The 14,722-nt window shown below is 59.8% G+C and carries 13 protein-coding genes and 1 tRNA gene; 10 read left to right on the forward strand and 4 right to left on the reverse strand.

Features of this window, described 5'->3' with window-relative positions:
- The first annotated feature begins 136 nt into the window (after positions 1-136).
- On the forward strand, positions 137-1,594 hold the full coding sequence (locus PMW67_RS01635) for an aminoacyl-histidine dipeptidase (protein WP_117773489.1): 1,458 nt from the start codon (positions 137-139) through the stop codon (positions 1,592-1,594).
- A gap of 397 nt (positions 1,595-1,991) precedes the next feature.
- On the opposite strand, the gene PMW67_RS01640 is transcribed toward PMW67_RS01635, so the two are convergent.
- Positions 1,992-2,768: a hypothetical protein gene (locus PMW67_RS01640; RefSeq protein WP_117773488.1), complete on the reverse strand. Its 777-nt coding sequence runs from the start codon at positions 2,766-2,768 to the stop codon at positions 1,992-1,994.
- A 2-nt stretch (positions 2,769-2,770) separates the two neighbouring features.
- Entirely contained in the window at positions 2,771-4,297 is a 1,527-nt protein-coding gene (locus tag PMW67_RS01645) for a hypothetical protein (protein ID WP_271738602.1), read from the reverse strand.
- A 156-nt stretch (positions 4,298-4,453) separates the two neighbouring features.
- Between PMW67_RS01645 and PMW67_RS01650 the strand changes: the two genes are divergently transcribed.
- Complete coding sequence (locus PMW67_RS01650) at positions 4,454-5,107, forward strand: DUF1648 domain-containing protein (RefSeq protein WP_124785975.1); 654 nt, start codon at positions 4,454-4,456, stop codon at positions 5,105-5,107.
- 494 nt (positions 5,108-5,601) lie between these two features.
- Positions 5,602-6,024: a hypothetical protein gene (locus PMW67_RS01655; protein WP_117773485.1), complete on the forward strand. Its 423-nt coding sequence runs from the start codon at positions 5,602-5,604 to the stop codon at positions 6,022-6,024.
- A 38-nt stretch (positions 6,025-6,062) separates the two neighbouring features.
- On the opposite strand, the gene PMW67_RS01660 is transcribed toward PMW67_RS01655, so the two are convergent.
- A complete protein-coding gene (locus tag PMW67_RS01660; protein ID WP_117773484.1) occupies positions 6,063-6,641 on the reverse strand; it encodes a manganese efflux pump MntP in 579 nt (192 codons plus the stop codon).
- A gap of 385 nt (positions 6,642-7,026) precedes the next feature.
- Between PMW67_RS01660 and disA the strand changes: the two genes are divergently transcribed.
- From disA to PMW67_RS01695, 7 genes are all read left to right on the forward strand, one after another.
- The gene (gene disA, locus PMW67_RS01665; RefSeq protein WP_369831362.1) at positions 7,027-8,067 is read left to right on the forward strand and encodes a DNA integrity scanning diadenylate cyclase DisA; all 1,041 of its coding nucleotides are present in this window, start codon (positions 7,027-7,029) and stop codon (positions 8,065-8,067) included.
- Positions 8,067-8,795, forward strand: a complete 729-nt coding sequence (gene ispD / locus PMW67_RS01670; RefSeq protein WP_117773483.1) for a 2-C-methyl-D-erythritol 4-phosphate cytidylyltransferase — start codon at positions 8,067-8,069, stop codon at positions 8,793-8,795. The genes disA and ispD overlap by 1 nt, the downstream gene beginning before the upstream one ends.
- Positions 8,785-9,279 carry a 2-C-methyl-D-erythritol 2,4-cyclodiphosphate synthase gene (gene ispF / locus PMW67_RS01675; RefSeq protein WP_117773482.1) on the forward strand — a complete coding sequence of 165 codons (495 nt, stop codon included), beginning with the start codon at positions 8,785-8,787 and terminating at the stop codon, positions 9,277-9,279. The genes ispD and ispF overlap by 11 nt, the downstream gene beginning before the upstream one ends.
- A gap of 3 nt (positions 9,280-9,282) precedes the next feature.
- Entirely contained in the window at positions 9,283-10,749 is a 1,467-nt protein-coding gene (cysS, locus tag PMW67_RS01680; RefSeq protein WP_117773481.1) for a cysteine--tRNA ligase, read from the forward strand.
- 143 nt (positions 10,750-10,892) lie between these two features.
- Positions 10,893-11,813 carry a 23S rRNA (guanosine(2251)-2'-O)-methyltransferase RlmB gene (gene rlmB, locus PMW67_RS01685; RefSeq protein WP_124785977.1) on the forward strand — a complete coding sequence of 307 codons (921 nt, stop codon included), beginning with the start codon at positions 10,893-10,895 and terminating at the stop codon, positions 11,811-11,813.
- A 3-nt stretch (positions 11,814-11,816) separates the two neighbouring features.
- Positions 11,817-12,494 (forward strand): NYN domain-containing protein, encoded by a 678-nt coding sequence (locus tag PMW67_RS01690; RefSeq protein ID WP_055309418.1) that lies wholly within the window; start codon positions 11,817-11,819, stop codon positions 12,492-12,494.
- A 226-nt stretch (positions 12,495-12,720) separates the two neighbouring features.
- Positions 12,721-12,795: transfer RNA gene (locus PMW67_RS01695), tRNA-Thr, on the forward strand.
- A 533-nt stretch (positions 12,796-13,328) separates the two neighbouring features.
- On the opposite strand, the gene PMW67_RS01700 is transcribed toward PMW67_RS01695, so the two are convergent.
- Positions 13,329-14,714 carry a PTS transporter subunit EIIC gene (locus PMW67_RS01700; protein ID WP_271738603.1) on the reverse strand — a complete coding sequence of 462 codons (1,386 nt, stop codon included), beginning with the start codon at positions 14,712-14,714 and terminating at the stop codon, positions 13,329-13,331.
- Positions 14,715-14,722 lie beyond the last annotated feature (8 nt).

Below are 14,722 nucleotides of genomic sequence, written 5' to 3' on the forward strand. Positions count from 1 at the left end.
TAATAAAGTAGCGTTTCCCCGCCGTTAGCCGATGATGCGAGGGCGCTCGGCGTTTTCGACTGGTTTATGCACGCAAAGTCTGGGAATATACAAGGCGCATGTCTTACTGTCTAACCAGTTGCGCCAAGGAGGCACCATGGATTACAAGATTACCGGCTACGAGCCCGCCCAGCTGTTCCATTTCTTTGAGGAGGTCAGCGCGATCCCCCGTGGGTCTGGCAACGAGAAGGGCATCAGCGATTTCCTGGTTGCGTTTGCCAAGGAGCGCGGCCTCGATGTGTACCAGGACGAGGTCTACAACGTCATCATTCGCAAGCCCGCTTCTGCCGGCGCCGAGAATGCTCCGGCCGTGATGCTGCAGGGCCACATCGATATGGTGTGCGACAAGTTGGGCTCCGTTGAGCACGACTTTACGACCGACGGTATCGACCTGGTCGTCAAGGACGGCGTCCTCACCGCTAACGGCACCACCCTGGGTGCCGACAACGGCATTGCTGTCGCTCTGATGCTCACTGTTCTCGATGACGATTCGATCGTTCACCCCGCCCTCGAGTGCGTATTCACCACCGACGAGGAGACTGGCCTGGTCGGTGCCGAGACGCTCGACAAGTCCCAGATTAGCGCCCGCACCATGATTAACCTTGACTCCGAGGAAGAGGGCGTTGCCACCGTCAGCTGCGCCGGCGGCGTCGTTGTTACCTACGCCTGTCCCATCGTGCGCGAGCACAAGACCGGCAGCACCCTCACGCTCGACATCTCCGGCCTACTGGGTGGTCATTCCGGCAACGATATCAACCTAGAGCGCGGCAACGGCAACCTCATCATGGCCCGCATCATCGACCGCCTGATGGTTGCCGGCGAGCCCGCCATCGTTAGCTTTAACGGCGGCACCAAGGACAACGCCATCAACCGTGAGTGCAAGGCTGTTCTGGTCTACGCCGACCACGCTGCCGCCGAGGCCGCGGCCCAGATCGCAAAGGGCATCATCGCCGACGTCACTGCCGAGCTCGAGGTCTTCGACCCCGGCTTTACCTGCACCGTCGAGATTGCCGATAACGCTGAGGTCGAGGCCATGGACCAGAAGTCCGCGCTTGCCCTCATCCGCGCCCTGCGTCTTGCCCCTAACGGCGTGATTCGCCGCAACGTCGCCACCGACGGCTCCGTCGAGGTTTCCTCCAACATCGGTGTGGTTGCCACTTCTGACGACGAGGTCAAGATCATGCTGTCCCCGCGCTCCTCGATCACCTCGCTGCAGGACGAGTTCAAGGACCGCCTGCAGACGCTGGCCGATGTCCTGGGCTTCGACGCCAAGTTTGAGTTCGAGTATCCCGGCTGGAGCTATGCCGAGCATTCGCCGGTCCGCGACGTCTTTGTCGAGAGCTATCGTGAGCTCTTTGGCTCCGAGCTGCGCATCGAGTCCATTCACGCCGGCCTTGAGTGCGGCCTGTTTGCCGAGGCCCTGCACGGTCTGGACGCCATCGCCGTGGGCCCGACGCTCTCCGATGTCCACACCCCGGACGAGAGCATGGAGCTCGCTTCTGCCGAGCGCTTCTACGAGCTGCTCATCGACGTCCTCAAGCGCCTTGCCGCGTAAAGGTCACGCCGGCAGCGGTCCGAGCCACGTGCTAGCGGATTGCAAATGACATTACGAGAGGGGACACCCGGTCTTTTGCGACAGGTGCCCCCTCTCTTCTTTTAAGAAATGGGAAATTGCCTGGCGTCTAACCCATATCACCCTTTAGTCAATTTGGAACGTGTCTCTATAGTTTTGTCCACTCTCCCGGGACGACCCCGCCTTCCTTGAGGCGCGTCGGGAGGCTCGGCGTTACAGAGACGGCAAGGCCGGACGGGGATTACCTCTTCGCGATGGAGGGGAACCCCCGGCGCTGGAGGGCGACGGGGAAGAGCCATGCGATCAAAACGGGGAGCAGCGACTGCCGAAAGTTGATCGTCTCGCACAAGCGCCAGCACGACATTCGGGCTTTCGGATCCTAGGGAGCGGATGGCCGGGGCGGAGATTCCGGTTCAGAGTCAGAGAAGAAGAGGTGAAGGCTTGAGCCCCGGTGGAGGGAATTAGTGCCTTCCCGGGCGTAGCGCCATGTCTCCTCCACGGTATCGCCCGGAACCTTTACGTCCCCGCTTCGGAGCAGATTGATGAAACCCTCGGGGTCGTTCCGGTATTTCTTGCCGAAGGCTGCGGAAAGCTGCCTCTTCTCGTCATCGCTGAATTCGCGTACGGAGCCGTAGAGCGCATGCTCGAGGTTGCGGGACATGAAGTAGACTCTGTAGGGGACTGCGTGTTTTCTGTGCTTGAGCTCGCGCGTGCCCGCGAGCTCAAGCAGCGCGGCAGACTTTCTCTCGTTTCTGTCTACCACCCTAGCGGTGTCCCGGGCGGTGATAGAGTCGCGGCCATAGACGAATCCATCGCAGTCCCCCTCGACGATGCACTCGTTCGGTATGAAGGCGCCGTCCAGGTCGACGATGTGGATGATCCGGTCGAGGTCGGTCCATTCGTACTCGTGCCGCGACGCGATGCGGTCGACGACGAACTGGCGCACGGTGTCGCGCACCCTGTCCTTGACGGCGAAGGAGGCCTCCCATGAGAAGGGTCGCACCGTGGTAACGTCGCAGTGGAAGGCGAGCGCCCTCGCCTCGGGCGGTGCACCGTTTGCGGCGAAGTTGAGCGCGGCCTGCATGGGCTCGAGGAGCGCGTTTTCATCGCTCGGCCCCTCCACGAGAATCAGGACGACCCGCTTCTCCCTTGCCATGGTCACTCGCCTCCCATGGAGGACAGAAGGGAGTCGAAGTCGAGGGCCTGGGGGCTTCCAGCCTCAAGGAGGGCGGAGCCTATCGCGGAGGTTCTGGTCGGCTCGTACAGCTGTTCCTTCTGCCCCCCGAGGTTGATGGCTCTCAGGTATTGGTTCCTGAGGTTGTTCGAGGGTGCCATGCCCCGGAACCCGATGTAGCGGTTGTTGGGGTTGGAGGTCGAGAAGACGAGGCATCCGACCGGGAGACATTCAAGCGCTCGCAGGTTGTGAGCGGTGAAGATGAGCTGGCCCTTGCCCTGCTCGGTCACGACTTCGAGGAGCTCGCCGAGCAGGAACTCGAACACTCCGGAGTCGATCTCGTCAACGACGAGACAGGCGCTGTCGTCATTGAAGACGTTTATCAGCCAGCCGAGCATCGATGCGATCTTCTTGATTCCTTCCGATTCTGTTCTGAAGGGGACGCGTACCCCCTGCCGGCATGATAGGAGCTCGACGCGCTCGCCCGGTGTGCCGTCTTCCATCGTTTCGCCGTGGAGGGTGTTCACTTGGATGCTGAGTCCCGGAACGATTGCCCCAAGCGCGCAGTTGATGGTCCCGACGGTCTTGCGGACCGAGTCGCAGACTTCTGAGGGGAGGACCGTTGTCTGATCGATAGGGAGTGACACGTCGCGGATGACAGGGGCCTTTCCGGCCTCCTCGGGTGACCATCCGCCTGTGCTGCTGCCCGGGGAGGCGAGGAGGAAGATGTTGAACGCCAGCGCCGCGCTTCGGCGCGTGTCACAGACCCTCATCTTATCGTCGGCGAACCTGTTCAGGAGCGTCGTGGAGTCCATGAGTGGAACCAATACGCTCTCGTACGCCGTCCTCGCCGCCTCGGATAGGGAGTTATTTCCGAGGCGCTCGAGATAGGACTTTCTCGCGGCGACCGCGAAGGCGACCATGGCGTTCGAGAACAGCTTCGAGGAGCCCTGCAGGTCGGGGGAGCGCCGTGCGACGGTGAGGTCGAGGTCGGCCTCCCTTCCGGCGAGATTTCTGAGTGCCCGCCACCTGTTGACGGGCTTCAGGTTCTGGCTGTCCTCGGTATCGGCCGCATCGTAGGCGGCGAGCCTTCTCTTGACGAGCCCCTCGGCGCGGACGGAGAGGTCCTCGGAGAGGAGGCGCGGTCTGTCGTCGAGCCTGTCGAAGGAGAACGAGTAGCAAACTGTGAAGGGCTTCCCGGCCGCTACGGTGCCGCCGAGCCCGCCTACGAAGCCGAGCGAGGAAGGGGAACCCTCCGTCACCTCGACCTCGATGCTGATTTTGGCGCACTCGGCAGAGGGGCCGATCAGATCGACGCTTTCACGGTCGAGCGGAAAGCCGCACATCAAATCCTGGACTCGCGCGAGGGATTCGACGACGGCGGTCTTGCCCGATCCGTTCTGACCGTATATTCCCATCACGCTGGAACCGAAGGGGCTGTCCTTGAAGCCGATCGTGCCGTTAGCAACGTTTTTCACATTTGAGAGCTCTATGGAGCGAATACGGATCATGGTGCCCTCCTTGAACACAATTTATATTACTATATATCGAATAATCGATATAAAATCAAGATAACAATTATTAAGAATGGAAATGAGATCAACCAATAATTAAAACAAATTTGCATTCAAGCTATTATTTTTACTTGATTTAAGACGGAGTGGAATGTGAGCGCACAAGGAGATGCGGAATCGATGAGAGCCTCGAAAAAAATTACTGCAGTGTTATCATCTTTCATCCTCTCTATTCTTCCATTTCTGATTCTATGGGCGGCTTGGTCAGCCCTCCCTGATACAATTCCCGCTCATTGGAGTGGGGGTGTGGTTGATCGATGGGGTAATAAGCTTGAATTGCTGGTTGTTCCGCTGTTTTCTCTGATTGGTTCTATTGCAATTTCTGTGTACCTTATTGTTTCCACGCGGCGAAGAGAGTTCGCGGATTTCTCTGTTCGAATGCGACGGGACTTTCTTGCGTGCTATATTTCTAGCCTTCTTTTATCGACAACCTGCTCAGTGATAATTGCCGTTTGGGTTCAGTTGATTCTTACGCAAAACACTGCGGTTGATGGGGGGCTTGGACTATCGATCCTGTATTCCCTTCCCGGGCTATATGTGATCTTGTGCGCTTTGCCGCCTTTTTATGCGAGCGGCGAGAGCAAAAAGGCAGAGCGCCTGATAACAGTTCTTATTGGCGGCGCGGAGATTGTTCTTTGTGGAATAGTGTTTGAAGGTTCGGCTGCCTCTTATGCGATGATTGGACTGATGATTCTGTTCTGTGCGTTTGAGATTGTGTCACAGGTAAGGGATAACCGGTCCTTATGAGTTGAATTACGCGCGTGCGGATATAAAGGTTGGCATGTTAAGCTGGTCGTTTTCTCGTTCTGGGACATTTGCAGTAGGATGAGTGGGACTAGGCGCGCTGCGGTGTGATGGTTGAGACTTGTATCGCTGCAATTCCGCTGATGCACATTTTGCTATTGGGCTTGAAGGTGGGACCGACAGGCCTTTGTTTGGGATGTTCTGGTCGTCCAACGCGTGTTGCACGGCTTTATATTGTTACGCTCGTTCGGCGCTCCGTTGGAGCATTTCCGGGTTTGTCGGCATCATGACTTGACCAAGTGACACGCTTGCCGGGACGGTTGTAACGCCGCGCCGGTTCCGTGTGCTCCTTCGTTGTTGGCCTGTCCAGCCGGGGGCGGATTCGGCCTCATGTTGTGGCGCACGGCCTTCAGGGGCTTCCCCTGGCGAGCTATGTTCGTCCGTATGGGTAAGGGTCGGTTTGAGCTGACAATCCCGTGCCGGAAGAGGCTTGCACCATGCGTACGATGATAGAGATTGAGTGGCTGGACGGCCGTATGACGAAGGTGCCGGAGCTCGTCCTGGGCGATGCGTTCGGCGAGAGCGTCCAGGCGGAGCTCGATTTCGGGTTCGATGACGTGTCGGAGGGCCTTTGGGTCGAGGTGCGCCATCACGAGCCGGATGAGGGCTCGGGCGGCGACCCGCGCGGGAGGGGCTGCGCGCTGTACGCGGACTGCCGGTGCAGCCTGGTCGAACCGTCGGACCTCGAGCGCGTCTTCTGCATCCTTTACGAGGGGCAGCCGAGGGTCTGCCGCGTCGCGGGGGAGCTAGGGGTCCCCGTGTCGGCGGTGAACGCGGCCGCTGCGTGGGAATCCGGGATGGGGGCGGGTTTCGAAACGCCTGCGGAGGGGAGAACCCCGTTGGGCGGGGACTATTCGTGATGCTACTGGCGTTGAGTTTTGAGCGATTGCGTTTGGCGTTACAGCGCCAAAATCCCCAGATGCTCAAGCAAGATCTTAAGCCCGATGAGGATGAGCACGATGCCGCCCACGATGGTGGCAGGTTTTTCGTAGCGCGCGCCAAAGGTGTGGCCGATCGCTACGCCGGCGATGGAGAAGATAAACGTTGTGACGCCGATAAGCGATACAGCGGGAACGATGTCAACCGAGAGCGCCGCAAATGAGATGCCTACGGCTAGGGCGTCGATTGAGGTGGCGATGGCGAGGATCAGGTACTCGCCCAGGTCAATCTTTTCGGCATCCTTGCCGTCGCCTTCATTCTCGTCCTCGGTAAAGGCTTCCCACAGCATTTTGCCGCCGATAAAGGCCAAAAGGATAAAGGCGATCCAATGGTCGATGGGTCCGATGATGCCCATGAATTGACTGCCAAGCGCCCATCCGATTACGGGCATGCCGGCCTGAAAGCCGCCAAAGAACAGGCCGAGCACCGCGGCGACTTTAAGGTCGATCTTCTTCATGCCAAGGCCCTTGCAGATGGATACGGCAAAGGCGTCCATCGAAAGGCCAACGGCGAGCAGCACGAGCTCTGCGAGTCCCATAGTCTGACTCCCTCTCTGCGGGCGGGCCCGCGTGTACCTCTTGGGGGAGTAACAAAAAAGACCCGTGGCGTACGCGTTGCGCGCACAGCCACGAGTCTCGTTCATTAAGGCAAGCCAGGCCGCATCGGCCAGTGTGTTGACTTACCGCGCCACCGGAGGCGAACCCGGTCACGCGACTACTCCCTCATTCATGTGAATCCCGATGCTACCACATAAGCAGCTCATTTGGGTTGGGGCTCTTTTGACTACCCCAGCGGTGTTCGCTCATTCTGTAAGCATCGGATTTCGCAAGCGCTGCGGGGGCAAACCGTGAGAAACTATTTAGCGTTTATGGAGCGTATACGATGGGAGCGATGCCTTGGATAAGAACGAGCTGCAAAAGCGTATGGAACAGGCTATTCGCCTGACTGCCCCCGGCCAGCCGATCCGCACCGCCCTCGACATGATCATTGCTGGTCACCTGGGCGCTCTTATTTGCGTCGGCGACACCGAAAACGTACTCGCTGCCGGTAACGACGGCTTCCCGCTCAACATTTCGTTTACCTCGAACCGCCTGTTCGAGCTTTCCAAGATGGACGGTGCCATCGTCATCGATGGCGACCTCACCCAGATCCTGCGCGCCAACTTCCACCTCAATCCCGATCCCTCGCTCGCCACGAGTGAAACGGGCATGCGTCACCGTACTGCCGCTCGCATGTCGGTGCTCACCGACGCCATCGTGATCTCGGTTTCGGCTCGTCGTGCCGTCGTCAACGTGTACGTCCACGGCAAGAGCTACGAGATCCAGCCCGTCACCACCATCATGAGCTCGGTCAACCAGCTCGTCGCCACGCTCCAGACTACCCGTCAGTCGCTCGATCGCTCCCTGCTGCGCCTGACGGCCCTCGAGCTCGACGACTACGTTACGCTCGCCGACATCACCGGCATTTTCTCGAGTTTCGAGATCATGCAGCAGGCAAAGACTGAGCTTAAGGATTGCATTGTCAAGTTGGGCAACCAGGGCAAGCTCGTGCAGATGCAGCTCGAGCAGCTCGCCGGCTCCAGCATGGATACCGAGTACGACCTGATGATTCGCGACTACGCGAGCGATTCTTCCGAGGCCAATGCCGAAAAGATCCGCGCCAACCTGAGCCGTATGACGCCCAAGGACTTGTCCGACCCGCAGCATGTGGCGGCGGTTCTGGGTTACGACGACCTGGACGAGGACTCCGTCATGACACCGCTGGGCCTGCGCACGCTTTCGCGCGTGTCCGTCGTGCGCGACGGCGTGGCCGAGAAAATCGTCGACGAGTATGGATCGCTGCAGGAGCTCATGGACGACATCAGCGAGGATCCGGAGCGCCTGGGCGACTTTGGCGTTAACAACCCTGCCATTCTTGCGGACTCCCTGTACCGCATGAAGGGCACCAAACAGGGGAACGCATAATGGCGCCCGTATGCGCCGTGGTCGTTGCCGGTGGCAGCGGCCAGCGCTTTGGTAACCCCGGTGGCAAGCAGCTCGTCAATGTAGCGGGTCGTCCGCTTATGAGCTGGTCCATCCGCGCGTTCGATCGTAGCGACAAGGTCGGCCACATCGTGGTGGTGTGCCCTGCCGAGCGCCGTGCCGAGATGCGCCGCCTGGCCATCGACCCGTTTGACTATGACACGCCCATCAGTTTTGCCGATGCCGGCGATACCCGCCAGGACTCCACCCGTGCCGGCGTGCATGCGGTACCGGCGGGTTTCGAATATGTCGCCATCCACGACGGCGCCCGTCCGCTCATCACGACCGAGGCCATCGATCATGCGATCGACGTGCTTGTGGGCGACCGCTCGCTCGACGGCGTCGTGTGCGGCCAGCCCGCGATCGACACGCTCAAGATCGTCGACGGCGACAATATCGTCGAGACGCCGCCGCGCGAGCTCTACTGGGCCGCGCAGACGCCGCAGATCTTTAGCGTCGACGCCATGAAGCGCGCCCACACCGCAGCTATCACCGAGGGCTTTATCGGGACCGACGATTCTTCGCTGGTCGAGCGCATGGGCGCCCGCGTCCGCTGTGTCCAGAGCCCGCGCGATAACCTTAAGGTGACGGTGCCCGAGGACCTGCGTCCCGTAACCGCGATTCTGCTTGGCCGCATGGCCGAGGGAGAGGACCTTCCCCATGTTCAGTAACCTGCGCATTGGCCACGGCTACGACGTCCACCGTTTGGTGGAGGGGCGTCGATGTATCATCGGCGGGGTCGACATTCCCTACGAGCGCGGCCTGCTGGGCCACTCGGATGCCGATGTGCTCGCGCATGCCTTGGCCGACGCCATTCTGGGCGCCTGCCGCGGGGGAGACATCGGCAGGCTATTTCCCGACACCGATCCCGCCTACGAGGGTGCCGATTCGATGGTGCTGCTCGCTCGCGTGATGGACTATGCGCGCGAGCTGGGCTTTGAGTTTGTCGATGCCGATTGCACCATTGCCTGTCAGCAACCCAAGATCACTCCGCACCGCGATGCCATGCGCGCCAACCTTGCCCATGCCCTGGGCGTTGACGTCGAAAACGTGGGCGTCGCCGCCACTACGACCGAAAAGCTCGGTTGGGAAGGCCAGGGCGAGGGAATCGGTGCCTGGGCCGTCTGCCTGCTACAGAAAACCGTTAAGGAGTAACGAATGCGTATCTACAACAGCGCTACCCATAAAAAGGAAGAGTTCCAGCCCATCGAGTCCGGCAAGGTCCGCATGTACGTGTGCGGCCCCACGGTCTACGACAACATCCACATCGGCAATGCCCGCACGTTCATCAGCTTTGACGTGATTCGTCGCTGGCTCATCGCGAGCGGCTACGAGGTCACGTTCGCCCAGAACCTCACCGATGTCGATGACAAGATCATCAAGCGCGCCAACGAGCAGGGCCGAACGGCCGCCGAGGTCGCGACGGAGTTCTCCGACAAGTTTATCGGCGTCATGCGCGCCGCCAACGTGCTCGATCCCGATGTGCGCCCCCGCGCCACCAAGGAGATCGGCCCCATGATCGCCATGATCAAGACGCTTATCGAGCAGGGCCACGCTTACGCAGCCGATAACGGCGATGTGTACTTTGCCGTGCGCAGCGATCCCAACTATGGTCAGGTCTCGGGCCGCAACATCGACGACCTTATGGTTGGCGCGCGCATCGAGGAGAACGAGGACAAGAACGATCCGCTCGACTTTGCCCTGTGGAAGGCCGCTAAGCCCGGCGAACCCAGCTGGCCGAGCCCCTGGGGCGAAGGCCGTCCCGGTTGGCACACCGAGTGCGCCGCCATGGTGCATCGCTACCTGGGCACTCCGATCGACATCCACGGCGGCGGCTCCGACCTTGCCTTCCCGCATCACGAGAACGAGTGCGCTCAGGCCACCTGCGCCTGGCACCAGGGCTTCTCCAACACCTGGATGCACACGGGCATGCTGCTGGTCGACGGCGAGAAGATGTCCAAGTCGCTCGGAAACTTCTTTACGCTGGCCGAGGTGCTCGAACAGCACTCTGCCGCGGCCCTGCGCCTGCTGATGCTGCAGACGAGTTATCGCTCGCCGCTTGACTTCTCCTGGGAGCGTCTGGATGGTGCCGAGAACTCGCTCACACGCATTGCCGGTACGGTCGAGAACCTGCGCTGGGCCGCGAACCATGCGACGGCCGATGCCGATGAGGCAGCATCCGAGGCGTTTGCCGCTAAGGCCGCCGAGGCCCGTGCCGCCTTTAAGGAGTGCATGGACGACGACTTTAACACTGCCGGTGCCATGGGTGCTGTCTTTGGCTTTGTGACCGAGTGCAACCAGTACCTGGAGCAGGCGGGCGACGCTGCCGACAAGGCCGCTGCGCTTGCTGCTGCCGATACGCTGGTCGAGCTGCTCGATACGTTTGGCGTCGAGCTCCCCGAGCCCAAGGTCGAGTTGCCGCTGGGCCTGCTGGGCGTTGCCGCCGGCCTGGTCGCCTACACGGGTGACGACGTGGACGAGGCCGCTGCCAAGATTCTCGAGGCCCGTGCCGAGGCCCGTGCCGCCAAGAACTGGGATCTGGCCGACGCCATCCGCGACCAGCTCAAGGACCTGGGCCTGACGATTGAAGATACGGCCGCGGGTACTCGTATTAAGAGTCTCTAGTATTTGTCGACCGTTCGAGGTGCGGCAGATTGCCTTGAAAGAGGAGGGCATAGACCTGGTGGTCATGCCCAACGATTGAAAGGCAAGGTGCCGTGGCTCGGACGGTCGATTCTTGTTCGTTATCTATTTAAGGAGGCCGTTTTATGGCCGACAATCGCAAACGTGCACCGCGTGGAGGCAAGCAGGCTGCTTCTGGCTCGCGTCCGATTCGCCGCAACGACCGCGCTGCCACTCCCAAGGGCCAGCGCGAGCGCTCCCAAGCCCAGGCTGCGCGTTCGCAGCGAGATCGCAACCGCGACAACGTTCAGGTTCCCAAGGGCGAGTTTATCGAAGGTCGTCGTGCTGCCGCCGAGGCACTGCGTACCGGCTTTCCCGTCAAGTGCGCGCTCATCGCCGAGGGCGGGGAGCGCGATGCCGCCTTGTCGCGCCTGGTCGACGACCTCAACGCCGCGGACGTCCGCATTAAGTATGTGCCGCGCACGCAGCTCGATGCGCTGTCGAGCCATGGCGCTCACCAGGGCATTGCGCTCGAGGTGGGCAATTTCCCCTATGCCGATGTCGCCGATATTCTCGATCGCGCGGGTGAAGGACCGGCGCTCGTCGTCGTGCTCGACCATGTGACCGACGATGGCAATTTTGGTGCGATCGTGCGCTCTGCCGAGGTCGTGGGCGCAGCGGGCGTCATCATTGCCAACAAGCGCGCCGCCGGTGTGACCGTGGGCAGCTACAAAACCTCCGCTGGTGCCGTCATGCACCTGCCCATCGCGCAGGTTCCTAATATCGCCCGAGCGCTTGACGACCTCAAGGCCGCCGGCTTTTGGGTGGGCGGTGCTTCCGAGCACGCCGAGGGCAGCTGCTGGGATGCTCCCTTCGAGGGCCGCGTTGCGCTCGTCATGGGCTCCGAGGGCGACGGCATCTCGCGCCTGGTGCTCGAGAAATGCGACTTTTTGACCAAGCTTCCCCAGCGCGGCATGACCGAGAGTCTCAACGTGGCCCAGGCGACCACCGCGCTGTGCTTTGAGTGGCTGCGCCGCAATGCCGGCGAGCTCATGGGGGAGGAGTAGCGCATGTCCAAGAAGAACCGCGCCAAGTCCAAGGCCAAGCGCTTTGGCGAGGGCTCGGCCAAGCCGATTGTTTCGGCCGCGACCTATGGCGTGGGCGGCAATGCGTTTGCGCAGGCCATCGCCGACCCGGTCTCGACGGTGCACTCCAATAAGCCCGAGCTGCTGGTGGTCGACGGCTACAACGTGATTCACTGCACGCCGCGCTACGAAAAGCTCGTCTACGACCATTCCGACGATCCATATTCCAGCGACGTCCACGATATGGCTCGTACTGCGCTTATCAACGATGTCGCGGCGTTTGCCCAGGGCCGTTACGAGGCCGTGATCGTGTTCGACGGCGCGGGCAACATCTCCAACGAGCGCCCCAACCTACCGGCCCGCGGCGTGCGCATCGAGTTCTCGCCGACGGGCGTCTCTGCCGATACCGTGGTGCAGAAGCTCTGCATCGAGGCGCGTGAGGAAGGCCGCGCGTGCTCCGTGGTATCGAGTGACGGCACAATACAGGCCGTCGTCATGGGCAAGGGCGTCACGCGCATCTCGAGCCGTATGCTGGTGGACGAGATCAAACAGATCGACAACGACGTTCACGAGGCCGAGGAAGCCCCGCAGATCAAGATGACCCTGGGCAGTCGCCTGAGCCCCGATGCCCTGGCCAAGCTCAAGGCCCTGCGCGGACGGTAGGGGAGTTGCGGCAGAGAGCCGTTTCCTAGATTGGTCTACCCGCTGATTTGTAATCAGTGGGTTGCGGGTTTGCAGCTGTCAAAACGAATAGGTTTATGTTTATTGTAACAGATAAAACTGTTCGTTCTGACGAACGGTTTTTGAGATGTGGTCGGTCGAAGGGCCTGTTGCGCCCCGTCCTCAATTCCTTTATCCTAAACAGGCTTCGCGCGAAAGCGCCAAGTGTGCCAGTGTGGCGCAACGGTAGCGCAACTGATTTGTAATCAGTGGGTTGCGGGTTCGATTCCTGTCACTGGCTCCATGAGAGTTTCGGGCTCTGTCTCTATATGGGACAGAGCCCGTTTCTATTTAGGTGGTGCGCCATCGGGTTAGCGCCCATCCCGTTTTTGGTTTGTCTCGTCCTCCAGTTTGTCTAAATCTGTAACACCAAGACCGATATTCGGCATCTAACTGTTACAGATTGAGATGAAACTTAGGGTGTTTTAGGAATATCTTGATCTGTAACATGTAGAAGCGGAATAGGCCTCTTGCTGTTGCAGATCGAGACAAGGGCGGGCGCGGATCTGGATGTCCTGCTCGAGCGTGGATTTCTGGATACGCGAGCGAAGAAAATCTCCCGACCGGAGAACGAGCGTGGATAATTAACTTGGATAGGGAGCTAAGGTAAACACCGATTGTCTATCGACGGCTTTAGAAACAACGGCCCCGATTTCATTGTGGAATCGGGGCCGTTTGTGCCTCAGGAATCCGAATGGATTAATCGAGCTCCTAAGGAACTTCTTGGGTTCTTGCTAATGGTCTGCCGAGGATGTCCCCAATGCAAACAGCGGGCATCTACTCAATATAGCTGGGGTTCTTCTTGATGATCACGCGTGCAGCGATGAAGGAGACGACGATGGCGATGATGGCGACAACGCATGCCAGCACGAAGTTACCCATGGACCCATCGGGAGCGATAAAGATGAGTGCCGAAAGAAGGCCGGGGCATGCTCCCGCAACATACTCTTTCAGAACAAAGATGCCTGCAGGGAGTCCAGCGCAGAGCGCGCCGATTGCCGTGCCGACAAGCAGGCGGGGACGCTCGATGAGGCAACCGTAGAACGCGGGCTCGGTTACGCCACAGAGTGCGGTGACGGCAACCGTGGTGACCATACCCCTCTTCTCTTTGTTTCCCTTCATGGCAGTTGCCAGGGCGAGGCTCGTGCCGCCAATGCAGAGGTTCGAGATGAATCCAAAGATAATGGGTGCCCAACCGAGCTGCGCCAGGCTCGTAACTTCGATTGCGATGTAAGCCTTATCGAGACCGAGCATGACGAAATAGGGGTTAAGGGCTGCCAGGATCGGAGTAGCGATAAATGCCACGTTGTCCATAAGCCACGTGACGGCATCGCTCAGCGCGTAGCCCATCATGCTGCCGGCGGGGCCAAGGATAATAAGCTCGACGGGCACGACGATGATCATGGTGAGCAGCGGCTTCAAGAACAGTTTGGTAACGTCGGGAATAATCTTCTGAAGGCCGCGGTCGACAAAGTACATGAATACAACGCCCAGTACGATGGGCACTACCGTACTCGAATAGTCGTTCGTCGGGATGGGAATACCAAGAAAGTCGAGACCCTCGGCACCGCTAATGGACGAGCTGATCATGATCGCGCCCAGCAATGCGCCCATGATGGGCTGCATCTTCATGACGGCCGCGAGCTGATAACCAAGATAAACGGGTAAGAAGCTAAACGAAGCGCTAAAGATCGCCAACAGGACCTGGGCGGTTCCGCTATCGGTGCTCAATCCGCAATAATTGACCAGGAGATTCTTGATCGAAAGAATGAGTCCGCCAACGATGAGCGCCGGGACGATGGGCATGAATACCTGTGCAGAGACGTTCCCGAATTTCTCAATCAAGCCCATGGCGGTGTTACCGCTTTTAATGCCTTCTGCAAGGTCTTTGGCGGTTTGGGCATCGTCGGCAACCGTGCCACCGCCGACTTCGATTCCCGCGAAGTCGAGGAAGTCGTTGTAAGCCTCGGTGACGTTGGGGCCGATGATCACCTGAAGCTGGCCACCGCTGACTACTGCCCCGAGCGCCTGATCGGCCGATTTGGCGAGCTGGAGATCGATGATCGAGGTGTCTCGTGCGTCGATGCGAAGGCGCGTCGCACAATGAGTTACCGATGTAATGTTCTCTTTGCCGCCAACAGCCTTTAGGACTGTTTCGGACATTGCCTGAT

It is taken from the genome of Collinsella aerofaciens, from assembly GCF_028209395.1.
Taxonomy (GTDB): domain Bacteria; phylum Actinomycetota; class Coriobacteriia; order Coriobacteriales; family Coriobacteriaceae; genus Collinsella; species Collinsella aerofaciens_AZ.